A 24,163-nucleotide genomic window follows, 5' to 3' on the forward strand; every position below is an offset into this window, starting at 1 on the left:
GATATAAAAGCCAATATTATTTGGTTTCAGGGAAACCTCTGTCGCGCATCAATGCGCTTACATCTGCATCGCGACCGCGGAACTTGCGATACGCTTCAGCTGGGTCCATCGCATTTCTAACTGCAAATAAGTAATCTACTAAGCGTTTTGCAACGTCTTTATCGTAAAAACCACCTGGTGCATTAGCGAACGCTTCCGCAGCATCGGAGGTGAGTACTTCTGCCCATAGGTAACCGTAGTAGGCAGTGGCATAGCCTTCGCCTGAGAAAACATGACCAAAATGTGTTGTTCTATGACGCATAACGACTTCGCTAGGCATGCCAATCGCTTCAAGTTGTGCTTTTTCAAACGCCACAGGGTCGCCAATTTTATCTGGATCAGTTGTATGGAACTTCATATCCATAATTGCAGACGCCAGGTATTCTGTTGTGGCAAAGCCTTGATTGAAAGTTGCAGACTCTTTGATCTTCTTGACTAAAGATTGTGGCATTGGCTTGCCAGTTTCATGGTGCACTAAGAATTTATTGATCACTTCTTCGGTAGACAGCCAGCGCTCAAGCAATTGTGACTGAAACTCAGTATAGTCACGTACACCTGCGTTTGAGCTTGGGTATTTCACGTTTGAAGAGAGCGCGTGTAGTGAGTGACCAAACTCATGGAAGTAAGTTTCTGCATCGCTCCATGAAACAAGTGTTGCTTTACCTTCAGGGCCCTTAACGAAGTTAGAGTTGTTGGTACTGAGTACGTTAGTTTTGCCATCCATAGAAGTATGACTGCGGAAGGATACCGCCCACGCACCGGAGCGTTTACCTTGACGAGCAAACGGGTCTAAATACCATAAACCAATATGCTTGCCAGTTGTTTTATCTGTGACTTCCCATACCTTTACATCTTCATGATAAACTGGCACTGAGCCGTCTTGGATAGGTGAAAACTCATAGTTAAACAAGCGCCCTGCAACATAGAACATGGCATCAGTGAGCTTGTCTAGTTGTAAGTATTGCTTAATTTCATTTGAATCTAAGTCATATTTTGCTTTACGGACTTTTTCAGCATAAAAGCGATAATCCCAAGGCTCAATGGTGAGGTTTGCACCTTCTTTGTTTGCAATCGCCTGCATATCTGCAACTTCTTCTTTAACACGGGCAATAGCAGCAGGCCATACTTTATCCATTAAAGCGATGGCATTTTCTGGGTTTTTCGCCATGCGGTCTTCAAGGCGCCACTGTGCATAATCTTCGTAGCCAAGCAGTTCAACACGTTCGCGACGTAGTTTAAGTATTTCTGAGATCACCGCTTTGTTATTGTGCTCACCGGCATTGTTACCACGGCTATAGTAGTTTTGCCAAACCGCTTTACGCAGTTCACGCTCAGTCGAGTAGGTCAAAAACGGATCCATTGATGAACGTGTATTGGTGATCGCATATTTGCCTGGTTGACCTTTTTTCTCTGCGGCACTTGCTGCTGAGTCAATAAATGCTTGTGGCAAACCAGATAGCTGATCTTTGGTTAAGAACGTCGTATAACCTTCTTCATCAGCAAGTACGTTGTTGCCAAACTGAGTATACAGCTTTGATAATTTAAGATTGATTTCAGCATAACGTTCAGCATTTTCGCCTTCTAACGTTGCGCCGTGGCGAGCAAAGCTGTTGTATTGACTCCAAGTGACACGTTGTTGTTCAGGCGTCAATGTTTTGTATTCAGCACCTTCATATACGGCCTTCACACGCTGGAATAGCGCTTTGTTTTGGTTACGTTTTGATTCGAACTCTGACATCTTTGCCATCACTATGGCTTGCTGTTCACGCACTTCTGGTGACGACAGGTTCGTAATATAGGTAACAAAATAAGGGTACATATTGTTTACAGCACCGCCTGAGCGCTCAAGGGCTGCAATGGTATTCTCAAACGTCGGGGATTGTGGGTTATTAACGATGGCGTCAAGCTCTGCAAGTTGTTCTGCAAGCGCAATCTCAGCTGCAGGTACTAAGTCTTCGAGTTTCATGTCGCCAAACTGAGGAACACCTTGATAAGGGCCTGTGTACGCTTTCAATAAAGGGTTTGAATATTGTTTTTTTACTTGTTCAACGGATGCTGAGTCTTGTGAACTAGGTGTAGTACCGCACCCAGCCAGCGCTAAACATACCGCAGCGCTTAAAAATGACATTTTTAATTTCATAGTGTTCTCAGTTTGTTCGATTGATAATTGTGAGTTATAGAGTTGCAATATTGACCAGGTAATGGCCCCCATATCTAATTTTACAGGAGATATAAGCTTGCTAATTCGGGGACATACTACTGTAATCAATATAAAGTGCAAATGTGATCAAGCGTAAAAGTATTGCAAAATGTGACGGTCAAATCATAGGGTGACTCTGCCGCTTTTAAACCGCTATTCATCGAATTTTTAATGAAATTTACTATTTTTTATATTTTTTTATTTCTGAATTTTAATTTTATTCATAAAACTTTCTCTTGATTGTTGGTCAAATTTGAGCCACTTTAATTACACATACTTTGAACCCGTGATGACATCATGGAAATTGGTATCTTTATTTATAATGGCGTGGAAGCTTTGGACTTTTGCGGTCCGTTAGAAGTTTTTACGACTGCTTCTCGCATTTCAAAACGCCCTATCAATGTGAGTTTGATTGCGCCGAGTAATTCCCCGATTAGAGCGCGCGGCGACTTATCAATTAACCCTCATTTTTGCATTCATGGCCACCCTAGGTTTGATCTGTTAATTGTAGCTGGTGGCAAACTTGACCGTGTGATAGATAACCAAGCGGTGTTAGACTGGCTGGCAGAGACTGCAACACATACTCGTCATTGTGCATCTATTTGTAGTGGTGTATTCCTGTTTGCAAAAGCGGGGCTCATAGAAGGCAAAACCGTGACGACGCATTGGCAGCGTATCGAAGAGCTGCGTGAAAAGTATCCTCATCTATTGGTTATTAATGATAAACGGTTCGTAACGGATCAAAATTTTACTAGCTCGGCAGGTGTAGCGTGTGGCATTGATATGAGCCTAGATATGGTTAAAAAAAGGTTTGGCTTTGATGTCGCCAGGCAAACAGCTCATCAAATGGATTATCTATGGTCAGAGTTATAAACAGGCTGGTGGTCTTTTTATATTAAAAAATGTATCAAAGCTGCTAATTAATCTAGACTTTTAGCCGATACTTAATCATTGGATAAGGTGGGCGGTTAAGGTAATGAAGACAAAAAATACAGTATATTTAGCACAGAGCTTGGATGGGTTTATTGCCGATCAGCACGGCAGCATAGATTGGTTATCTAAAATAGATAATCCGCAGCATAGCGATCTTGGGTTTGCTGACTTCATGGCGCAGATAGATGCCATTGTTATGGGCAGACACACCTTCGAGCAGGTTATGCGATATGGACAGTGGCCTTATGATAAGCCTGTTTTTGTGTTGAGCCAGTCTTTAGAAAAACTACCTGAGCAGAGCAAAGGTAAAGCCTACTTGGTGTGTGCGAGTGAGCAAGAAGTATTATCTCAGCTTCATCAATTGGGCCATTACCGCCTGTATATAGATGGTGGCAAGTTAGTACAAAACTTTTTAGTTAAAGAATTAATTGATGAACTAATCGTCATTACAGTGCCTGTTGTTCTGGGGCAGGGGCTAAAATGGCTGCCAGAGCGTCCACTCAATAGTAAAATAAGTTTGCTGGCGACGTCTGTGTTATTGGGGCAATTAGTACAGTCACACTACCAAGTGCTCAACAGTACGTCTATGTAAAGGGGGTTGACAGTTTTTCGACCCGTCTTTAGGCACGTTTGAGTACCATATAATATTCAAATTCATCTTCAGAGTATGTTTGGAACCCCAACTTGTGATAGAGGCGCTGTGCTGGGTTTTGTTTTAACACACTGAGATGCGCAGGAATGGTCGGATAACTATTTAAAATAAATTTAAGTACGGCGGCACCTATCCCTTTATTCTGATGCTTTGGCGCAATTTGAAGTTGCATGATCTCAAGATGGTGCACTGTGGCCCTATATCTTAAGCAGCCCACTTTTTTCCCATTAATGAATACGAGGTTGGCATAATGATAATACTCTTCCAATCTGCTTAAATGGGCTTCATGACACAAAAAGATACCTAGCCGCTCTAAGTGCTCCGTCATTGTTTCCTCACGTAGGGCGAGTAAATAGGGTTTGTCGGACTCTAATGCACGTTTTAGGGTAATTTTCATGCTTTATCCTTGCGATTTTGAGCTATGTACTTGGCATGTGAAACGCAATAAACACAACTATGAATGTATGCCATCAAGATGACAAACTGTGCATAAAGCAATGAGATTTACTAAGCACCACTATATTAATTTTGGAAGGTTAAAAAAATTGTGGCAGTGCTCGTCAGGTAATTATGAGGTTTTTGAGATTACATTATGAAAGTCGAATTAGTCAGTTACGATGAAGCGTGGCCTAAAGAGTTTGAGCGAGAGCAAGCATATTTATTATCGCTTGTAAGGCCTTGGCTTCATGGCACAATAGAGCATGTCGGTAGTACCTCCGTACCGGGTATGTCTGCAAAGCCTATTATTGATATTATGGTTGGAGTGCGCAGCCTCAATGAGTCAATTGATGCGATAGCGACTTTGCGTACACATGGATATTGCTATTACCCATATAAACCTGAACACATGCATTGGTTTTGTAAGCCTTCACCGGAATTTAGGACACACCATATTCACCTGATCCCTTTTAAGAGTCCATTATGGTACGAGCGGGTCGAGTTCAGGAATATACTACGTACAAATGATACCATCGCTAAGCAATATGCACAGTTAAAACATTCGCTTGCACTTGAAAATTGTCAAGACAGAGAAGCGTATACTCGAAAAAAGTGGCCATTTATTCAGAAGGTATTAGGTTATTAACTTTTCGCCATACCCAGCATTTTTCGCCTGAGCATGGCAACTTGTATTGATTATCGACTGACAAACCCACCGTTCACGAACAAGATTTGTCCTGTAGTCCATTGCGATTGCGATGAGCAAAGAAAGTCAACCATCGGTACAATGTCTTTAATGGTGCCAAGCCGACCTGCTACACTGGCAGTACTCAAATAAGCGACAGAGTCTGTATCTTCTTGCCCATGGAAAAAATCCGTATCAACAGGCCCTGGACAGATCATGTTGACTGTGATGCCACGTGCGCCTACTTCTTTGGCCAGCGCTTTGGTGAAATGTTCTACAGGTGCTTTAGAGCCAGCGTATAGTGCATAGTTACCGGTAAATGCGCCTAAAAGTGAAGTACCAATATTGATCACTCTGCCATTATCTTGAAGTGTTTTGGCGGCTTCTTGCATAACAAAAAAAGCACCTTTGGCGTTTACATTAAATAGCGCATCAAAATCAGACTCTGAATAATCTATAAATGCTTTTTTGCACACTTGACCCGCATTGTTTATGACGATATCAATTTTGCCGAATGCTTCTAACGCTTGTGCAAAGAGGTTTTTGACCTGAGCCGTGCAGCTTAAGTCGGCTTGGACAACTGAAGCCCTACGACCTAACGCAATGATTTTCTCTGCGGTATCTTGTGCATTTGTGCGTGCACTTTCACTGTGATAATGAATAACAATATCACAGCCTTGTTGGGCGAGACTGAGCGCAAAAGCTTGACCCATATTTTTCGCACTGCCTGTAATGAGCGCCACTTTATCTTGTAATGGAGGGTTCATACTCTATTCCTTTTGATTATTTTTTAATTACTAAAACTATAGCGATTTTTGACTGTGTTCAATATTTTCTTTAATGGTAGACTTAAACTTTTCAACGTGTGTTATGTGTGCGAGAGGGTTTAATGCAAACTGTGAGTATTTTTGTCGACGTACAAAATATCTATTACACCACGAGGAGCGCCTACAAACGCAACTTTGACTACAATCGGTTTTGGGCAGAAGTAACACATAATAGGCGAGTTATTAACGCTTATGCTTATGCCATTGAGAGAGGGGATGAGAAGCAGCGGCAGTTTCAAAATATTCTCAGAGCCATAGGATTTGAAGTTAAGCTCAAGCCGTTTATTCAACGTGCAGATGGGTCTGCGAAAGGAGATTGGGATGTGGGGATCACCATTGATGTACTTGAATCCGCTAAGCAATCTGATGTAGTTATATTGGTCTCAGGGGATGGTGATTTTGATATTTTGCTCAATACAGTACGTGAAAAATATCAGACTGAGGCACATGTATATGGCGTTCCGTCATTGACGGCGGCAAGTTTGATGAATGCCGCCTCTGAGTATTTTGCGATAGAATCGGAGTTACTCTTATAGTATAGGCTGCAATAAGCGGCTGTAGTGGAGCCACTTATTGTAAACCATTGACATCAAGTTAATTGTTTAATGTGTCTTTTAGAGTGGGGCAAGTCTTGCCATGCAAGTACCCTTTAATCAAAGTGACCATTGACTGTTTTAGCCAAGCAGGGCCCTCATCTGTCATATCATTGTGCTTTGAGTTAGGCACCTCTATCACACAGACTGGGTAAGTTTGCGATTCTGGTACTGTATATAGAACGTTTTTATCGGCTGGGAAATCACTGCCGCGAATTGAGAGTACTGAGATGGCTTTGTTCCGAGGAAGTGGTACACGTCTGTGATCGAGCGTCACCAACCCAGAAACATATGAAGCACCTTGGTTAATTAGCAAAGAGGATATGTCTCCTCCATTGGAATGGCCGAGTAGTAGCAGGTTATCAAAATCATAATGTGGATAGTCAGATTTGAGTGTATTGCGCACAAAATCCAATGTTTTTGCGCCTCGTTGCCAATTTTCCAACCGGGTTTCGTATAGATTCCCCGTAACTGATAGAGGGGGATCTGTCTTGAGTTCATGGCGAATGGCAACGGAGAAATAGCCCTGATGTGCCAATGTTTTACTTAAAAATTGATAGTCTTGGTGTGATACCCCATAGCCTGCACTGATAAACGCAACGGGACATGGTGTGTTGGTTTTACAGCGAGCTGCGTTGGTGGGAAAGGTTATTTCAATTGGAATTGATCTGCTGCGTGCCTTATCATGTAGGACACTCACATCAGTGTGCTTGGCGTTTGCATTAGTCGCTATCAGTGTTATCAACGCAATTACTAACTTGTTCACTGTATTACTTTCCTTATTATATTGAGCGCAGTGAGTATAAGCTGCACTCAATCAATTGTAAATTAATGAAAAGTAAGAGTTTGTTGTATGTAAATGGGGTTTACAATGACCGTGTTAAAGTGTACCAAACAACCCAGCATGATAGTCTTTGACTGCTTGTTGCAGTTCAGCTTGTGTATTCATAACAAATGGGCCCATATGTGCGATCTTTTCGTTAATGGGTTGACCGGCCAGCAATAATAACCCCGCTTCATGTTCTGCGGTTTCTATAAGGATCGGAGATTTGGCATCTAAGGTGAGTAACTGGCCAGCCTGATGAGACTCGTCTTTTAATGAGCCTGAGTGAATATAAGCGATGACTTTGCCAAAGTGTGATAAGTCGAGCTGGATTGAGCTATGCTTTGACAATGTGATATCGCTGATAGCCCCTTCCCCTGATAAGTCATTTAATCCTGAAGAGATGGTTTTTTTTCCTACCGACCACTCACCCGCAAGCGCTTTGAGGGTTGCACCTTGTACAGTTGTTAGTATGGGCAACGCTCGCTCACTCGAATCTTGATATTTAGGCGGATCCATTTTGTGCTTTGCTGGCATATTGAGCCAAATTTGAAATCCATGCATACCGTATTTCGCGTCAGCGAGCGGCATTTCAGAATGGACTACGCCACGACCGGTGCTCATCCATTGCACTTCTCCTGCTCGAATGGCTTTCTTATTTCCCATTTGATCTTGGTGCTCAAAGCCGCCTTGTCTAATGTAGGTAAACGTTTCAATTCCTCTGTGAGGGTGAGGAGGGAAACCACCAATATAGTCTTGGGCGTTGTCAGATTTAAGCTCATCAATCATTAAAAAAGGGTCGATACTTTTACCGTCAAACCCTGCGATCCGCTTAATTTTTACTCCAGCCCCATCTTGTGTTGGTTGCGCTTTGGTTACCTTTAAAATCTTCATAGCTGTCTCACTGTTGTATGCTAATAAGCATACTTTAGTCGGCTTGAAATGCGAATGAAATTGATAAAATACGAAACAATCATTCTTTAAAAGAGAATGGTTGGATGAGATAGCTGACGTTACTTATTGGCGTGAAGACATCACTTGTTCTTCGGCTGATCTAATCAGCCTAGCGAGTTCTCCTGACTCTTTCATCTCTATGAGTTTGTTGTTTACTAAAGGGACTAAGTGTCGCTGTGATTCGTGTATATAGTGGTATAGGTCGAGTACCGCTAGGCTTGGGCTATGCATGACATTCTTTATGCCCAGTTTTTTTAAATACATGAGCCCGTCAGTTTTATTTGTTAAGGCAACATCTGCTAAGCCTTTTGACACCAGCTTTAGGATCTGCTCTGTGGTGTCCATATCTTCAACATGCTTTAGGCCTTTGGTGATATTATTGGTGTGTTTTACGCCTCTGACCTTAACAATGTGATATTGCTCTAGGTCTGCAGCAGTTCTTATGTTGATGTCGCTATCTTGACGAACAAATGCGGTGGTTTCTAAATAGTAATAGGGGGTCGGTACTCTGATCGTTGCGGGGTTCTCTTCACCATAGCTAAAAATACGCATTATTTCGCCATTTTTCATGCCTGTTTTAGCCTCAAATTGAGCGCGTTTACCTGGCAGTGGTGTAATGGTGATGTCGATGTTAAGTTGTTTGTAGACTTCGGTGAGTACAATTCTGCCCACTTCCTGTTCTATCAGATAGTTAATTGAGACAAAGTGATATGTCTCGCCATAGAGTGGCTTGGTAAACATCAGAAAAACAGCGGTGAGCAAATACTTCATTAGTAACTACAGGAATATCCCAAAAATTAATCAAATTATAGCTTAGACGATTATTTATAAAAGAGGATGTTTCATTGATAGGGCATGTAAGTTGATTTTGATATACTGACACCATTGCTTATGCGTTTTTTGTATTTTGAAAGGGGATTATTGATCCAATTTGCAAAAAACACAGTACCTCTATTTCGCACGTATCAACATGGGTTTGATTGGTTTATAAGATGACAGATAAAAGTAAGCGGGTTCCTTCCTCACGTATTTCTCGACTGGCTCATTTAGGTGGGTTAGCAGGAAAAGTTGCGTCAAATGTTGTACTTTCAGGCGCAAAGCAGGTGCTCACAGGGCAATCTGTCACAAAAAAAGACCTACTCTTACAGCCTAAGAACATGCATGCCGTTGCTGACAAACTCGCGCATTTGAGAGGAGCCGCGATGAAGTTGGGTCAATTGGTTTCAATGGACTCTGGTGATCTGTTACCTAAAGAGCTCGCAGTGTTGTTAGATAAGCTGCGTGCGGATGCTCAGCCGATGCCGCATAAGCAGCTGGTTCAATTACTTAAATCGAATTGGGGCCCTAATTGGCTCGATAAATTTAGTCACCTTGAATTGAGAAGTTTTGCACGGGCATCTATCGGTCAAGTCCATGAAGCAACGACTGAGTCAGGAGAAAAGTTAGCGTTAAAAATTCAGTATCCCGGCGTTGCCAATAGTATCGATAGTGATGTTGACAACGTGGCTATGCTGATAAAAATGTCGGGCTTGATGCCTAAACAGGTGGTGATCGATCCTTTAATTGCGGAAGCTAAACAACAACTTTTAGTAGAAACTGACTACCTTGCAGAAGGGAAGCGGTTACAAGAGTTTAAGCAAGGCTTAAAAAGCCACACACAATATCGAGTGCCCGAATTTTATCCGCAATATTCAACAGATCATATTTTGGCGATGGAATTTGTCATCGGGAAAGAGCTTGTTGCATTTGAAAATGCCGCGCAGGCACAGCGCGATAAAATTGCTGAAGATTTAATTCGCTTGTTTTTCATTGAGATGTTTGAGCTTGGCGCCATTCAAAGCGATCCCAATTTAGCAAACTATCTGTACGATGACGGTGCGCAGCAAGTTGTATTATTGGATTTTGGGGCATCTCGTTCTATTCCATTGCCGTTAGCGCAAGGTTACTGGTTACTGTTAAAAGCTGGCCTGGAACAAAACAAAGAAAAGATGATCGAAGCCATTTATGCTATTGGTTACTTCGGTGATGAGATTGATGAAGCATATCAAGAGATTGTGTTAGAGTTGTTTTTTATGGCGACCGAGCCTTTAAGAGCAGAGCAGCCTTATGACTTTGCACAGAGCGATATTGCGACTCAGATCCGTGATAAAGGCATGGCACTGAGCACAAAAGAACGACAATGGCATACTCCGCCAGTCGATGCGTTATTTATTCATCGCAAGCTAGCTGGGCTGTATCTCATTGCTGCAAGGTTAAGGGCTAAAGTGGATGTCAGGGCTTTATTTGCTGAATTTTTGGCGCCCAAATAAAGGCTTTTTGATGAGTAAACAGGCGATGAAAAAGTCATCGTCCCTGAAAAATAATGCATATAGCATTTGTCCATCCCAATAGTGAGTTACTTATAGCATAAAACACGAGAGCGATAATTCCGTTATAGAGTGTGTTAATAAGTAAAAAAGTGTAAGTGAGCACTGACTATATGACCTCACTATTTTTGAAAAAAAGAGCGCATGTCAATTTTTGTATTGAGGCGCTACCACATAGTTGTATTTCAAAATCTACTGTCCATACTTCTTCCATAATTTCAATTCACACTGTTTCCTTTGTGGTATTTAAAGGTACTTTGGGGTAGACAATGAAAAAATCCATGTATGGACTGGCTTGGTTGGTATTGGCGACAAGCGAGCTATCAGCAGCAGAGTTTGTTGATATCACGTCCAAAGTACCAAATATTCAAACAGAGATCCGCTATTTCACCACAGACAATTTTGTCGGCACAAAAATCGATGGTTACTTGGCTCCAAAATGCCTACTTAGCGAGCCTGCCGCGCAAGCAACTGCAAAGGCGCAGTTTGCATTAAATGAATTTGGCTTAGGTTTAAAGGTGTTCGATTGCTACAGGCCACAAATGGCGGTTGATCACTTTGTTCGCTGGGCAAAAGTGTTAAATGATACAAAGAATAAAGCTGAATACTATCCTGATGTACCTAAAAGTGAATTGTTTGAGCGTGGTTATATCGCAGCACGTTCAGGTCATTCCCGTGGCAGTACTTTGGATGTCACCTTGGTTGATCTGGCCACCGGTAAAGAGTTGGATATGGGATCTGGGTGGGACTACTTCTCTAAAGTATCGTGGCCAAGCTATCAAGGCATCAATGCGACGCAGCGGGCTAATCGTATGTTGTTAGCTAACGTTATGAAGTCTGCGGGGTTTAAGGGTCTAACAGAAGAGTGGTGGCACTTTACATTGATAGATGAGCCTTATAATGAAGTGTACTTCACGCTACCTGTCGAATAAGTTATGACGGCCAAGGGCGCTGTTTGTAAATCAACGTAAACGTATAATTTAATGCAAGTTATTGAATTTAATGTGTCAAGTATATTACGTATTTCCAATGTGAAAATTTTGTGATTGATAATAGGCTTTTATTGCTTGATTAACTGACTAGCACCATTTAATGTACCTAAATAACTGATAATTGTTAATATAGTGATATGTATAAGGGAATAGCCTGCGCTGTAGCACTGTTTATTGCATGCCTTCTATGGGGAGGGCTCAGTAACGTATGTGCAAATGGAATAAAGCCAGAAGCTTTAAGCGTCACAGCGGAAAGTATAGTGTCACTTGAGCCCGCTTTATCTCGAAATCATGCAGAGTACTTTGTTATTAACAAAGCTTCATCAAATGCAAGAAAGGCACTATTTGATAATCATCAATACATCAGTCAGGCTTATATTGAATTTGATATTAGACGGATTAAAAGTTTAAAAGTATCTGATTTAGTAGCATTTTATGTCCCTCAGCATGCACGTAGTTACCTCATTGTGATTAATGATATTGAGCAGTCAAAGCAAGGTGGCCTCAATGTTTCTGGTTACTTTGTTGATGATATGCAACAACATATGGCGCTTGAACTGACCTTGGAAGGGCGCTCTGTCGCTGGCCGATTGCAAACAACGAATGGAGAATACTTGTTCCGATCTCATGCGCAATATGGTTGGATCGCAGCGCAATATGAAGGTAAAAAGCAATATTTTAAGTATCCTGATAGGCTTTCTTCCCCGATTGATGTCATTGCCAAAAAGTAGTTTCATATTTTTTTGGGCCGCTTTCATTCCTCTAGACTTTAATTTTATTATTTACATTCAGTTGTTTACATCTTTTTAAAATCATTCCCACAACAAACTTCTACATCTCACTGGAAAAAGAAAAAATATTGTTAATAATTTTGTAATCTGGAGTATTTACTCTTTAAATGACAAAATTATGATGAGAAAGAAGATGAAATTATTTGGTTATATGGCTTTGCTTGCCGGATTTAGCAGTGCAGTGAGTGCACTACCTACTTGTCCAAATCTGGCATGGCTAGAAACTCAGTTTGTCCAACCAGAGTTGCCTGACTCAGGGTACAGAAACCGATTAAATAAACTCATAACTTGGCTGCCCGCATTTCATATGGTTCATGATCAGGTTGTGGCTGAGGGACATGCAGTGACGGTTACGGCAAAGTTTGATTATGGTGCTGTAGCACATAAAGATTTAGAGTATGAAGCCGTAAAATTTTATATTCGCTCAGAGCAGGATACTCAATGGCGGTTTTTGGCCAATGCTGTGACAGACCACGATGGTAAAGCCAGAGTGACATTACCCGCATTACAAGCTGGGCAATACCGAATTTACGCAGGTGTACCGGCAGATAAATCCGGTGCTGAAGGTTATGTGACGGTTGTACAAGCAGGGACTCAAGCGGTCTTGTTTGATATTGATGGCACATTGACGGAATCAGATGCCGAGCAAATTGGTGACTATACGGGCATTAGCCGAGCGGATGAAAAAGAAGGTGCATACACTTTAGTTCGTCGATATTTAGATCTTGGTTATCAGCCCGTATATTTGACTGCTCGAGTATATTGGTATGCAAAAGGTACACGAGATTGGCTGAATTGGATGGGATTACCCCAAGGTTTTTTACGCACTTCACTGAGTAACGAGACCAGTTTATTCCGTACCGCAGAATATAAAACGGCAGAAATAAACCGTTTACAGGCACAAGGTTTAGACATCGTGCGTGCCTATGGCAATGCAAAAACGGATGCAGAAGCTTTTATTCGTGCAGGGCTGGGTGAAAACAGTAGCTTTACGATTGGGCCTGATGCTGGACATTATGGCACGACGGCGATTGATCAAAATCATTACTATCAGCATATTCAGACACATGTCGATGATTACCCTACCGCAAAGTGTGAGTAATAGCGCGATATGATCAGGTAAAGGCGGCTTGTTTTAGCCGCCTATTGGTTATGTTGATATGATTGAGCGTGTTGGATACGTGCCTCAAGGCTTGGGTGCGTAGATAGATATTCTAGCCACTGTGCACGCTCTGATGTTGAGTCTTTATCAGTTTCCGAAAGCGTTTTTAAATGCTTGAGGGCGTCGGCAAAATCTGTGTTTGAATGACCAAGTTGAGTAAGCCGTTCCAGTGCGAAATTGTCTGCTTCCCACTCCATTTTTTGTGAAAATTGTGCGCCCATGATTAAGTTTCCAGACCCTATGAGCAGTTCCAAGATCCCTTCCATATCGCCAAATATAAAGCTCATGGCAATGGTGCCTGCAAATGCCTGTGCAGCAAGTCGAATGCTATGCTTTCCTTCGACATGGCCTATTTCATGTAGCAATACAGCACGAATTGCATCGGGGTTGTCTTTAAGTGCCGAGATCAGGTCGTCCGTTATGACAACTTGCCCATGGGGTAGCGCAAACGCGTTGGCACCAAAATGCTCAGAAGCATAAATACCAAGTTGATATTGCTCTTGTGATAGAGCAACTTTGACTAACGCATCCTCCCAAATGGCATGTATTTCTTGCTGCGTTTGAGGCGGCAGTGCGCTCGGTGATAAAAAGTTTTCTTCAACCACATACATAGATTGCTCACCCATGGTCTCTACAATACTGTCAGGTACATAGTCGACTATCAGCACGGCTGCCATCGGGGTCACCTTAAATAAAAGAACGTAAACTAATAAGGGTGTGAGTAATAATGCCGATAAGATCATGCCATAGTGACGTTCAAACTTGGCCATCCCTTGACGGTGAGCGCTAATAGGCCAAATAAAGTCGGGACTATGAGGCACAAAACGTTCTCCAGAAGGTAGGGTGGCTTGTACTGGAACACCTGGGATCTGAGTGGATAGTGACACATTATCAAGTGCACAACGAGCAGCGCGATTTTGATCGTAATGGATCACTAGCTGCCCATTTTCGAGCAGCGCTTCTACTTCGTATGCGGTGCTATTCGAAAATGGGTAAAGCAGGCCTGAGACTCGCATAGCTACGTCAGAGACACATCAACATCAAACAATGTTGCTGCCTCATCTCCTAGCGAGGATTCCGACGAATCCATTGTGTCTAAAACGCTGTCAGCTGTTGGTAACACGCTAATTGCACTGGCTTTAGCAAGCACATGGGTTTTGCGTATTTTTGCCCAAGGGTAAGCAAGCCCTAGAGTTGCGCCAATTGCAAGTATGTTCGTGGCCTCGACATAGGCATATCTCACAGGCGAAAGGTCTGAATGTAGCTCTGCAACGTCATTAATGGTTGTACTATTGAAAATATGATTTCTGATTAGCGCTTGGTAAATTGCCTTTAATAGATAGATACAAGCAAAATAAGCAGGTACAACGATGAATAGGGCATTTGCTGAGTTCTCGAAGCTGCCACCTGCTGCAAATATAATCGCAATAATCAATGGGATGGAGGCAAGAGAGCTTAAGAATGTAATGAGTATTGCACTTAAGTAGGTACTTGTTGAAAGTTTTGCTGAAAACGGTTTGTCTCCAAATTGCATATTATTACACAAGTATTCATCGATTTTTTTTAACGCCCATGGCGTCAGTAGGTAAAACGTCAATAGGCACAGAATAGGCAGGAGAACAAAGACCTTAAATGCTTGGCCATAGCTGCCTTGAAAGTTGAATCGGATATTTCTGAACCGAGTCATCCGCATATTAAATTTGAAGCTCTGATTGATGAGCCAAGGTGCGGCTATGGTGAGTGCGAGGGCCATTATTAAACCAATAACTGGAAAGTAATTGGCACAAAACAAGTAGGCTACGAGTAGCAGGGCTGCGACAACACGTCCTTTGAGAATTTGCATTGGGGTAGCCAAGTACTCAAAACGATGACCGTCAATACTGGTATTGCCATAAAAATATTGTTTAGTTCTGACTGTTGCCCAGGCAGAGTAAATGCCTAAAGTGGCAATACTTAAAAGTAGGTTAACAATCCATATGCCAAAGAAATCTTTGGCATTGCCCGTAAAGCTAATAAGTTTGGGGGTGTCTTGACCTACTTGTGTAGGTTGGTTCGCTGAATCCATATATATCATACTCCTAGAAATGCCAATTTATGATACACACTATGTTTCAATAAAAGCAACAAACTGCCAATTTCTATGTAAATATTTATGAATGAAAAATAGGCCACTGTTGAATTTAATTTTTCCTTGATTAAGCTAGAGAAAAATTAAATATCAGTGATGAATAACGCAGCTAAGGTAAAGAGATGAGTAAGGATAATTTTGTGATTAGGGCGATGACTCATGATGAAATAAATATCGCGATAGATTGGGCTGCGGCAGAAGGCTGGAACCCAGGGGAGTGTGATGCCACAAGTTACGCATTAGCCGATCCACAAGGGTTTTTGATAGGGCTTCTCAATGATGAACCTATCGCGGTTATCTCTGCAATGAAATATGATGCGAGTTTTGGCTTTATCGGTTTTTATATTGTGAAACCAGATTATAGAGGGAAGGGCTATGGTTACCAGATCTGGCAAGCGGCGATGTCATACCTGTCTGGTTGCAACATTGGCCTAGATGGTGTTGTTGAACAACAAGCAAATTATCAAAAATCAGGGTTTAAACTTGCCTATCGGAATATCAGATATCAAGGTACATTCACGGAGAGTGAAATAGTAAAGATCAGCACTTCAGTTGATGGAGATATCGAGGCGGTAGATGAAACATCGATCACTCAATACGAACGTGATTTTTTCCCTGCAGATCGTGATGAGTTTAATTATCGATGGCGCACTCAAGCTAATGCACATGCTGTGAGTATACAAGCCCAACAAGAAGTACTTGGATATGGTGTTATCCGAGCCTGTAGAACTGGATATAAAATTGGGCCTCTTTACGCAAATGATGCAGAGCATGCTAAAGCGCTGCTCAAAGCCTTGTTGTTAAAAATCGCGAAGGGTTCAGAACAGCCGCTAGACGTGTTTTTAGATACGCCGGAGCCAAATCAAGCAGCGGTGAATTTAGCCGAATTATTAGGTATGAATATGGTGTTTGAAACGGCAAGAATGTACACAGGAGACTCTCCAGCTTTGCCAATTGCGCGCACGTTTGGTGTCGCATCATTTGAAATTGGTTAGCACGGCGCTGCGCCAGCGACATAGTAATACTTCTTTAGAATAGCGCGCCCGACTATATGGGGGCTTGAACGTCTTGGTTAATTAAGGACTTGTATGACAAAACATAACGCGATATTTATCCTATTTTGTGGTGATGAGATCACGCCCAATAAACCGGTTTATGCGCCCCCCTCTTTAAGTGCAGAGGGTTACATACATGCGTGTACAGCAGAGCAAGTAAAAGATGTGTATCAGCATTTTTACGCAAGCTTGGATGACGTCAAAGTGGCTGTGGTTGATCCGCGCCTTATTCATGCGCAGTTGATTTTTGAAGCGCCTAGTGAGCCGCTTGGCAGCCATGCATTGTTTCCACATATTTATGGCAAGCTCAATACAGATGCGATTGTCGATGTTGTTGAATACCCTCTCTTTGCGCATCGAGAAGTGTCATCCACTCTGTTAGATGTGCTGGCACATTATCGCTTTCTTCGTCTGCCCGTTGAAGGGACTCTATATAAAAGTACTTGGCGTGCTAAGACAGAGCTTCATGATAATAAACCTATTGGCACAGCCATGATCGGTATGTATTGCCATGCGCTCAAAAGCGTATCGTGTTTTCACCGACTCACACATGAAGAAATTTGGCACTTTTATCAAGGCGATGCGTTCAATCTGTACTTACTTTACCCTGATGGGCACGTTGAAACTGTGGTGATGGGCCCTGACTTTAAGCAGGGGCAACAGTTACAGTACCGTATTCCTGCTGGTGTTTGGCAGGCTGGGGAACTGAGTGAGCGTGGACAATATGCGATATTTGGCTGCACAATGGCACCGGGGTTTACAGGCGATTGTTTTGAAGCGGCAGATCATCAGGCTTTAAAAATTGACTATCCTGAGGTTGCAGACATATGCGATAGACTTGCAGTCAATCATCATCAAACCAAAATGCCTTCTGGCTTTGCAAGTTAACTTACTATTTTGGCCTCGGATGAGTGGATAATTTGGTCTGTTCATATTGTTCCTCTATATTCAATAAGTAATTAACGACTGGGAACTTGATTTGATAGGTAAGGCTGTACTGTTCACTATTGGGTTGTTTATTTCTTTTACACCTGAGGCAAAGCCGTCTGTAGAGCAACAGATGGAGAGGTTGCTGGAGGTTGAAGATTATTTAACGGTGAAACCTTCTCACTCTTTGTATTTGCTTAAAACAATGCCTGATATTGATGTATTACCTCCGGCGCTCAAGATCCGCTGGCATGTTTTACGGGTACGTGCATCAGTGCCTACCAATCAACTCCTTTTGCTAGAGCAGTCTCTTGAGACTTTGTTTACGCATAGTACACATCCATACTTCATCAATAAATTGACCAGTATTCTAAGTGCGCTTGGAATTTGGCTGCGTCGAAAAGGGCACTTGAATGAGGCGGACATGAGTCTGCAATGTGCACTCAAATACGCAGAAAATGCATCACAACGCTTAACATTGATAAATAGCAGAGCTTTGGTTGCAAGACATATGGGAGCACACCAAAAAGCGATCGCGCTCTATCAGCAAGCGGCTTTGTTGGCTCAAGAACAGCACAATGTATCGATGGCTGCAACCATCAATAATAATTTAGGTGCGATAGCATTAGATTTGACTCACTATGATCAAGCGGATGGTTATTTAAGAGCTGCGCTAGAAGGGTATCAACGTGTGGATAAACGCTCTGGACATATTACTGCGGGAACCAACTTACTTTTTTTATTCGTGTTAAAAGGTGAAAGCATCAACTATGCGCGTTTGTATTCGCCTATAAAAGCGCTGACTGATGCTTTTCCGAATCAAGCAAAAAAGGCTTTTTTACAATGGATCAATATCACTTATTTAACGCAGCAAGGCCAAAAGCTATCAGCACAAGAGCGCATGCAGTTACAAACATTATTTAATCAATTAGAGAGCGATCAAGTCCGGCGGTTAGTTGCAACACATTTGGCACCGAAAGTAAAAGTGACAGTCCCGGCTTTAACTGAGCAGCGTATTCAAGCATTTCAGGCGAAGTGGTTTGAACAAGTAAGGCGATGTGATTGGTGATTAATTATTTAATTATCATTACGGTGTGTTCGTCAAAGCATGTATCGATAGTTAAGCGTTAGCATCAATGAAAAAAATAGAAGTGGTAGAGTATCAGCCTCGATGGACAGAAGAGTTTATTGCTATTCAGTCAGTTTTGCAGCAGGTATTAGGTGGGTTGGCTGTGCGTATTGATCACATAGGTTCGACCGCAGTTCCCGGTCTTGTAGCGAAAGATGTAATAGACATTCAAGTGAGTGTAAAGGACCTTGACAACCCGTATTTAGTATCTGTTTTGCGTGAAGCAGGGTATGTTTTCAGGCCCGACATTACCCATGATAATTTAATCGGTTATCAAGCGGGAGATGTATGCTTGGGGAAGCGATACTTTCGAGAGCCACCTGGACAGCGACAAACTCATATTCACATCAGAGAAGTAGGTCGAGTGAACCAAGGCTACGCTTTACAATTTCGTGATTTTTTGCGTGATAATAAACCGATCGCAGATGCGTACGGTAAAATAAAAAGTGCGCTGGCTCGGCGTTTTCCAAATGATGAAGCCGCATACTATGAATTCAAAGACCCTTATATGGATTCACTTTTTTATGCTGCCAGTTTGCTTGAGAGTAAAAATCAGACACAATAAAATCAGCTAACAAAAAATGGGACATTCATATGGATATACATACCAATTGGCTCGAAATAAAAACCCTGTTTAAGCGCTCTTTTAAGTCCTCCTTTCATTATGCGATTGCCAGTGTTTCTGCTGAGGGGGAACCACATATTACGCCTATAGGCTCGTTAATTTTGACTGAACCAGGAAAAGGGTATTATTTTGAAAAATTCACAACACACTTGCCCAAATCTGCCCATCTTCAGGGGAGAGTTTGCATTTTAGCGGTCAATGGCAGTATGTGGTATTGGCTAAAGTCTTTGCTTAGAGGCGAGTTTGTCAGTCGGCCCGCGGTGCGTTTATATGGCACTTTAGGGGAGTTAAGAGATGCCACTGAGCAGGAGAAGGCAAAATTTCAAAAGCGGGTCAGTAAAACTCGTTTTACTCGAGGTTACACATTGCTTTGGAAAAATATGTCTAAAGTACGTGACATTGAATTTGATAAAGTTGAACAAGTCAAAATCGGTGCTATGACTAAACGCTTTTTCTAGTCGAAAATTACCCTCTGCACCGCTCTGTATTCATAGTGCAGAGGTCGTAAGATTAGGTCGAGCTCCAAAGTAGCAGAGACAGTGTGGCTAACCAAATGAGTTTGGCCCAATATGAAATACGCTGATATAAACCTAAATAGGTTTTTTGTTTGAACGCCTTTGCCATTCGGTATAGATAAAAACAGGCAATGGCGGCAGACACACCTGAAAAAATACGAAATTCAAAAGCCAGATCACTAAACAGGACTAGCAGCGGTGCGATTAAGAGTGATAGCAGCATGACAAGCCCTGCGTGAGAGTGAATTTGGCAATTTAGTGTTGGGGTTTTTGTGTACGGATCTTTATCCATAGGAAAGTACCCCGCAACCCAGGTCCCAATACCATGGATGATGATTAACCAACCCACTGCGGTGAGCGTTAAAGCTTCGTTTGCATGCGCTATAACACTCCAGCCAAATAAACAAAATAATAGCCCTAAGGGGTAGTTGTTAATGAGCGGTGAGAGTTTTTCTGTGGGGCTGCCTGTTGCGCCAAGCTCACTGCAAAATTGCGTTTTATGGTTGTAGTTCGGATAGAATTTACCTGCGATATAGACACCTATCGTTATCCAAATAGTGGCAATAAAGCCTGTCAGTAGCACGACACTACCTGCCATGGAATTCTCCTTATGGTTATTGGTATTTTTTTTGTTGATGTTGAAAATAAAATACGTGAATAATAGTTGGCGGTCAATTCCTATTGAAGCATTACCAACCAACTTTATTAACAAAGCATGAGGAGAAACAAAGGTGAGTTAAAGGGTATCTTGTTGCAGTTTTATGTAGATCTCTTCGAAAACGTGTTTTTGCTGGGGAAAGGCATGCATACCTTGTTTGAACACTTCACTGGCGCGCACATAGTCTTCCAGATTGATATAACACATGCCTTTATAATACAGCGCTGTCATCCCTTGTGGATTAACGACCAAAGACTGATCAAAGTAGTTGATGGCTGTTTTAAAATCTCCCATATCCATGTAAGCAAAACCGATATTATCGATTGCTTCAAAGTACATTGGGTAGATATGAATGGCTTGCTTATATGCTTCAATCGCTTGCTTGTATTGGGCTGCTTGATTTAAAGCATACCCTTTTGTGTACAGCGTATTAGCTCTGAAAATGAGGTCATCAACTTTTTGGTTTGTTGCCTCAGCGTACTTGTTAAAGTCATGACTTTTTAAGTAGTGAATGTAGCCTTTCAATTCAGCCTTAAGGGGCGTGTCATTACCGATAAATAGCCACTTTTTCTCAAGCTTGGCATGTGCAATGGTGGAGTGATATGTTGCAACTGATAACTTATTCACTTCTTCAAGCTTTGGCTTGTGTTTCGTGCTGTTGTACAGCAAGGCATGAATAGTTGATGATTGCTCATTTGTATCAATATCTAGAATTTTAGCGGTTCGCCAAACACCATTTTCTTTCGTTGTAAATACATCACCAATGTTGTAGTGGTATGTTACTTTATAGTAAGCATTACTTGCTTGTACGTGTAAGGTCAGTACGGGGAGAAAGGTAAACAGCAAAATTAATGACACTAGGGCGTTACGCATTATTAAAAGACTTATAATTATAAATTACTATGTAGTAAGTAAATACTGACTAATTCACCGTTTATGGGGCGGATTCTCTCAGATCCATTTCGGTTTGTCATCCTAAAAAACAGAATTAGAGAAATTTTTATTAAGAAATGAGATTATTCATAATAACAAAACAAACATCTGTTGACGTTGTGTATGAAATATGTACTTTTCGAGTGAAAAGATATGTATAAGAAGGGCGGATTATCCGCGCACTTTGCTTTGTTCAACCAGTTTAGCTGTATCAATCTCAACAACAAAAAGCATAGAAATTAATAAGGCACATATTGACGCACGTAGCGTATAGGCAATTATTTCGTAGCTATCATAAACAACGGTTAAATGTGTCAACGTGCCAAAAAAGTGGTTTGTGAAGCCCAGATCAATGGTATTTCTGACAAAGTTTTCTATGAGCATGAGCGCCATTAACATCGTCGTCATAAAGAGACAAAAAGCGATGAGTCCCTCTGCGTAGGTCGGGGCAATATTATGTGTTTGTTTGAAAAGTTGTTTGGTCAGTCTAACTCTGAGCAAAAGGACAATACAGGTACTCAAAAATAGTAACAATTGCACACCATATACGATTGAACCAAGCCAAATCATGGGGAGCGTTTCAGACTCTAGAGGGATCAGGTAATTGAATGACACAAATTCAAATAAAGACATGGCGAGAATAAGGGCAGTAATCGAGACCGCGTTGATATTGTCTATTCTAAGTAGGAGAACACCAAAACAAAATGAGATGGTCGCAAATGACATAAACATCCAGTCATATGAATAGACAAATATCAAAGCGATGATCATGAAGGCTGCACAAGAGATGCGCAAAAGACTCATGATACAGAGAACTTAAAGCTGAATAATAGGTGGTTGTTTGGGTTTTACGGGTTTAGTTGTCGGGTATTTGGTTTTGTAGGCACCATTTACAAGTCGACATGTATCTTGAGAGAGTAGTTGAGTGTTCAGTGGTATTTTCATGGTTATTTTCCTTATATTTATTGCCCTTTGGGGACATTTTATGGTTTTTGAATAAGGCCTGATGACTACTTTTCGTGCTTTAGCTTGTTGACTTTGCGGTATCGGTGCAAGTTATTTTCGATAACAAGATCACGTAAAGTTTGAAGCTGTTCTTCAATAGCGCTTAAATCGAATTTGCATGCGAGTGACCATTTAAGGTAATCCTTGTACTTAATGTCACTTACGCCATTTTCATAATTAATAATTGTTGCTTCGCTCGTCCCGAGCACTTTGGCCATTTGCTTCTGAGTCTTGTTAGCTGCGAGCCTCATTACCTTTAAGTCACTTAAGCTTTGCTCATCGTGCGGCCTAACAGTTTTATTCAATGTCTCGCCCTAAATACAAAAATGTTAATTAATCTAAAGACTTTTAGATGTTTAAGCATTTATTATAAAAATGTTAAATTATGTAAATACTATATATGGAGCATACCGTAATGACAAGGATAGAACATGACATTAGGCTGATAAACCAATTTAGAGCCAGTGTGGAGCAAAGACTATCTCACCAAGTACAGTGTGGATTGATAGACATGTTGTCAACCGATAGGTGCCCAGTAGTTAATTATCAACCTTTGTACAGTAAGCAGTTACCAATTTGGGTGATATACACTCAGATGGGAGAGTATCAATTTCAGGCATTGGCTAGCTTATATATGTCCATGCCGCCGCGGCTATTAAGTGTAATATTAAACACGGTGAGCCAACCAAGAAATGTGCTGGTGTGCGTCACACTAAAGGGCATTGGCAATAAATGCAACAGTGGTTTCTTTTTAACGCTAAAGGAACTGGTAAATGGGATTGATGAATATGAAGCACAAAGTCGTGTTCAATCAGACTTTGGAATTGCTGCACAATTAATTGACTTACTCAATGGACTGGATCCACAGATTAAAGCGATGGCAAAAGTGTCCAGTCTTGATTCAGTGTAGTATTTTCTTAATTTGGGTACTCGGGAGCCTTTTTTGCTGTTGCGTAAACAAAGTATATCCACTAAAATCGGAAAAAAGCTGGATATTTTTTGGAGTTTTTATGGCGGATGCAAAAAAGACAGAAGTTAGGTTTTCGGTTGATGCAGATTATTTAGCGGCGCTACAAAGTCGTTTAGGACTGAAAAAATCAAGTGATCTGACTAAAGTCGCTTTGACGTTACTTGATTGGGCATCAGATGAGGTTGTCCACGACAGAACAATTTTATCCGCAAATAAACAAGGCAAAGACATACATCGTCTTGTCATACCTGAATTAAATAATATTTCCAAAACCAATTTATAGAACATTAATTATTAAATGAGTTAAATCATGTCTTCAAGTGCACAGGACTGCACACAATCAAACGCAATCCCATCATCAGAATCCTGGCAGGATATTGATCTTGCATCGGCACAGGACTATACGCCTGAGGATGCCCCTGTCTCTGAACCCCTTACAGGAAAAGAAAAAGCAGGCGTTAATTTAACGTGGGGGATCATCAGTGTATTAATTGGTTTTTTAGTCATCATCTTATGTATTTTTATGTGGGGTGAATATCAGTTCTTTATCGCGATGAGAGAAACGCAGCAACTGATGTTAACGAATCAAGTGATTAATTCGGATGTCCTAAAACAGCTAACGCAGCAGAGAAGCGACTTTAGAGCTTTTTGGTTTGATACTTTGCAATTAATTTTGCTCAATGTTTTATTTCCGACCCTGACTGCTTTGCTCGGTTATGTCTTTGGTACCAGCCGTAATGGTAATAATAGCTAGTCACGGCAA

At 41.5% G+C, this 24,163-nt stretch carries 29 protein-coding genes; 16 read left to right on the forward strand and 13 right to left on the reverse strand.

Features of this window, described 5'->3' with window-relative positions; genetic code table 11:
• Nucleotides 1-16: 16 nt before the first annotated feature.
• A complete protein-coding gene (locus JF50_RS16775; protein WP_039610550.1) occupies nt 17-2,179 on the reverse strand; it encodes a M3 family metallopeptidase in 2,163 nt (720 codons plus the stop codon).
• Between the two features lie 357 nt (nt 2,180-2,536).
• Here JF50_RS16775 and JF50_RS16780 point away from each other — a divergent pair, with 357 nt between their 5' ends.
• Together JF50_RS16780 and JF50_RS16785 are read left to right on the forward strand one after the other, a co-directional pair.
• A complete protein-coding gene (locus JF50_RS16780; protein ID WP_039610551.1) occupies nt 2,537-3,112 on the forward strand; it encodes a DJ-1/PfpI family protein in 576 nt (191 codons plus the stop codon).
• 103 nt (nt 3,113-3,215) lie between these two features.
• On the forward strand, nt 3,216-3,764 hold the full coding sequence (locus JF50_RS16785) for a dihydrofolate reductase family protein (RefSeq protein WP_039610552.1): 549 nt from the start codon (nt 3,216-3,218) through the stop codon (nt 3,762-3,764).
• 28 nt (nt 3,765-3,792) lie between these two features.
• Here the strand turns inward: JF50_RS16785 and JF50_RS16790 are convergent, their stop codons facing one another.
• Entirely contained in the window at nt 3,793-4,221 is a 429-nt protein-coding gene (locus JF50_RS16790) for a GNAT family N-acetyltransferase (RefSeq protein WP_039610553.1), read from the reverse strand.
• Between the two features lie 195 nt (nt 4,222-4,416).
• Here JF50_RS16790 and JF50_RS16795 point away from each other — a divergent pair, with 195 nt between their 5' ends.
• Nucleotides 4,417-4,908, forward strand: coding sequence for a GrpB family protein (locus JF50_RS16795; protein ID WP_039610554.1), 492 nt, complete (start codon nt 4,417-4,419; stop codon nt 4,906-4,908).
• A gap of 50 nt (nt 4,909-4,958) precedes the next feature.
• On the opposite strand, the gene JF50_RS16800 is transcribed toward JF50_RS16795, so the two are convergent.
• Nucleotides 4,959-5,714 carry an SDR family oxidoreductase gene (locus JF50_RS16800; protein WP_039610555.1) on the reverse strand — a complete coding sequence of 252 codons (756 nt, stop codon included), beginning with the start codon at nt 5,712-5,714 and terminating at the stop codon, nt 4,959-4,961.
• Nucleotides 5,715-5,836: 122 nt separating this feature from the next.
• Between JF50_RS16800 and JF50_RS16805 the strand changes: the two genes are divergently transcribed.
• Complete coding sequence (locus JF50_RS16805) at nt 5,837-6,310, forward strand: NYN domain-containing protein (RefSeq protein WP_039610556.1); 474 nt, start codon at nt 5,837-5,839, stop codon at nt 6,308-6,310.
• Nucleotides 6,311-6,368: 58 nt separating this feature from the next.
• Here JF50_RS16805 and JF50_RS16810 read toward each other — a convergent pair whose 3' ends face one another.
• The 3 genes from JF50_RS16810 to JF50_RS16820 form a co-directional block, all read right to left on the reverse strand.
• Nucleotides 6,369-7,133 carry an alpha/beta hydrolase gene (locus tag JF50_RS16810; protein ID WP_235423459.1) on the reverse strand — a complete coding sequence of 255 codons (765 nt, stop codon included), beginning with the start codon at nt 7,131-7,133 and terminating at the stop codon, nt 6,369-6,371.
• Between the two features lie 114 nt (nt 7,134-7,247).
• Complete coding sequence (locus tag JF50_RS16815; protein ID WP_039610557.1) at nt 7,248-8,084, reverse strand: pirin family protein; 837 nt, start codon at nt 8,082-8,084, stop codon at nt 7,248-7,250.
• A 123-nt stretch (nt 8,085-8,207) separates the two neighbouring features.
• Entirely contained in the window at nt 8,208-8,915 is a 708-nt protein-coding gene (locus tag JF50_RS16820; RefSeq protein ID WP_039610558.1) for a substrate-binding periplasmic protein, read from the reverse strand.
• A gap of 221 nt (nt 8,916-9,136) precedes the next feature.
• Between JF50_RS16820 and JF50_RS16825 the strand changes: the two genes are divergently transcribed.
• From JF50_RS16825 to JF50_RS16840, 4 genes are all read left to right on the forward strand, one after another.
• The gene (locus tag JF50_RS16825) at nt 9,137-10,453 is read left to right on the forward strand and encodes an ABC1 kinase family protein (protein ID WP_039610559.1); all 1,317 of its coding nucleotides are present in this window, start codon (nt 9,137-9,139) and stop codon (nt 10,451-10,453) included.
• A gap of 326 nt (nt 10,454-10,779) precedes the next feature.
• On the forward strand, nt 10,780-11,442 hold the full coding sequence (locus tag JF50_RS16830; protein ID WP_039610560.1) for a M15 family metallopeptidase: 663 nt from the start codon (nt 10,780-10,782) through the stop codon (nt 11,440-11,442).
• 197 nt (nt 11,443-11,639) lie between these two features.
• Nucleotides 11,640-12,233: a hypothetical protein gene (locus JF50_RS16835; protein ID WP_152614570.1), complete on the forward strand. Its 594-nt coding sequence runs from the start codon at nt 11,640-11,642 to the stop codon at nt 12,231-12,233.
• A gap of 193 nt (nt 12,234-12,426) precedes the next feature.
• Nucleotides 12,427-13,395: a phosphatidylinositol transfer protein gene (locus tag JF50_RS16840; RefSeq protein ID WP_152614571.1), complete on the forward strand. Its 969-nt coding sequence runs from the start codon at nt 12,427-12,429 to the stop codon at nt 13,393-13,395.
• Between the two features lie 41 nt (nt 13,396-13,436).
• Here the strand turns inward: JF50_RS16840 and JF50_RS16845 are convergent, their stop codons facing one another.
• Nucleotides 13,437-14,471, reverse strand: a complete 1,035-nt coding sequence (locus JF50_RS16845; protein ID WP_039610562.1) for a M48 family metallopeptidase — start codon at nt 14,469-14,471, stop codon at nt 13,437-13,439.
• Nucleotides 14,472-14,473: 2 nt separating this feature from the next.
• Entirely contained in the window at nt 14,474-15,520 is a 1,047-nt protein-coding gene (locus tag JF50_RS16850; RefSeq protein WP_039610563.1) for a YjgN family protein, read from the reverse strand.
• Between the two features lie 185 nt (nt 15,521-15,705).
• On the opposite strand from JF50_RS16850, the gene JF50_RS16855 reads away from it, so the two are divergent.
• From JF50_RS16855 to JF50_RS16875, 5 genes are all read left to right on the forward strand, one after another.
• Nucleotides 15,706-16,578 carry a GNAT family N-acetyltransferase gene (locus tag JF50_RS16855; protein ID WP_039610564.1) on the forward strand — a complete coding sequence of 291 codons (873 nt, stop codon included), beginning with the start codon at nt 15,706-15,708 and terminating at the stop codon, nt 16,576-16,578.
• A gap of 93 nt (nt 16,579-16,671) precedes the next feature.
• Nucleotides 16,672-17,526 carry a cupin domain-containing protein gene (locus JF50_RS26245; protein ID WP_052262383.1) on the forward strand — a complete coding sequence of 285 codons (855 nt, stop codon included), beginning with the start codon at nt 16,672-16,674 and terminating at the stop codon, nt 17,524-17,526.
• A gap of 91 nt (nt 17,527-17,617) precedes the next feature.
• Complete coding sequence (locus tag JF50_RS16865; RefSeq protein WP_052262384.1) at nt 17,618-18,634, forward strand: tetratricopeptide repeat protein; 1,017 nt, start codon at nt 17,618-17,620, stop codon at nt 18,632-18,634.
• A 67-nt stretch (nt 18,635-18,701) separates the two neighbouring features.
• On the forward strand, nt 18,702-19,259 hold the full coding sequence (locus tag JF50_RS16870) for a GrpB family protein (RefSeq protein ID WP_052262385.1): 558 nt from the start codon (nt 18,702-18,704) through the stop codon (nt 19,257-19,259).
• A 29-nt stretch (nt 19,260-19,288) separates the two neighbouring features.
• Nucleotides 19,289-19,777, forward strand: coding sequence for a hypothetical protein (locus JF50_RS16875; RefSeq protein ID WP_052262386.1), 489 nt, complete (start codon nt 19,289-19,291; stop codon nt 19,775-19,777).
• A 52-nt stretch (nt 19,778-19,829) separates the two neighbouring features.
• On the opposite strand, the gene JF50_RS16880 is transcribed toward JF50_RS16875, so the two are convergent.
• From JF50_RS16880 to JF50_RS16895, 5 genes are all read right to left on the reverse strand, one after another.
• On the reverse strand, nt 19,830-20,432 hold the full coding sequence (locus tag JF50_RS16880; RefSeq protein ID WP_039610565.1) for a DUF998 domain-containing protein: 603 nt from the start codon (nt 20,430-20,432) through the stop codon (nt 19,830-19,832).
• Between the two features lie 138 nt (nt 20,433-20,570).
• Complete coding sequence (locus JF50_RS16885) at nt 20,571-21,365, reverse strand: tetratricopeptide repeat protein (RefSeq protein ID WP_152614573.1); 795 nt, start codon at nt 21,363-21,365, stop codon at nt 20,571-20,573.
• Nucleotides 21,366-21,596: 231 nt separating this feature from the next.
• Complete coding sequence (locus JF50_RS16890) at nt 21,597-22,229, reverse strand: hypothetical protein (RefSeq protein WP_039610567.1); 633 nt, start codon at nt 22,227-22,229, stop codon at nt 21,597-21,599.
• 12 nt (nt 22,230-22,241) lie between these two features.
• Nucleotides 22,242-22,370, reverse strand: a complete 129-nt coding sequence (locus JF50_RS27810) for a hypothetical protein (RefSeq protein WP_268747836.1) — start codon at nt 22,368-22,370, stop codon at nt 22,242-22,244.
• A gap of 65 nt (nt 22,371-22,435) precedes the next feature.
• Complete coding sequence (locus JF50_RS16895; RefSeq protein WP_046356816.1) at nt 22,436-22,735, reverse strand: helix-turn-helix transcriptional regulator; 300 nt, start codon at nt 22,733-22,735, stop codon at nt 22,436-22,438.
• 110 nt (nt 22,736-22,845) lie between these two features.
• Between JF50_RS16895 and JF50_RS16900 the strand changes: the two genes are divergently transcribed.
• The 3 genes from JF50_RS16900 to JF50_RS16910 all read left to right on the forward strand — a co-directional run bounded on the left by JF50_RS16900 (nt 22,846) and on the right by JF50_RS16910 (nt 24,154).
• Nucleotides 22,846-23,340, forward strand: a complete 495-nt coding sequence (locus JF50_RS16900; RefSeq protein ID WP_039610568.1) for a hypothetical protein — start codon at nt 22,846-22,848, stop codon at nt 23,338-23,340.
• Between the two features lie 100 nt (nt 23,341-23,440).
• Nucleotides 23,441-23,683, forward strand: coding sequence for a hypothetical protein (locus JF50_RS16905; RefSeq protein ID WP_039610569.1), 243 nt, complete (start codon nt 23,441-23,443; stop codon nt 23,681-23,683).
• A 27-nt stretch (nt 23,684-23,710) separates the two neighbouring features.
• Nucleotides 23,711-24,154, forward strand: coding sequence for a hypothetical protein (locus JF50_RS16910; protein ID WP_039610570.1), 444 nt, complete (start codon nt 23,711-23,713; stop codon nt 24,152-24,154).
• Nucleotides 24,155-24,163: the final 9 nt, after the last annotated feature.

The sequence above is a fragment of the Pseudoalteromonas luteoviolacea genome (genome assembly GCF_000814765.1).
Taxonomy (GTDB): Bacteria; Pseudomonadota; Gammaproteobacteria; order Enterobacterales; family Alteromonadaceae; genus Pseudoalteromonas; species Pseudoalteromonas luteoviolacea_H.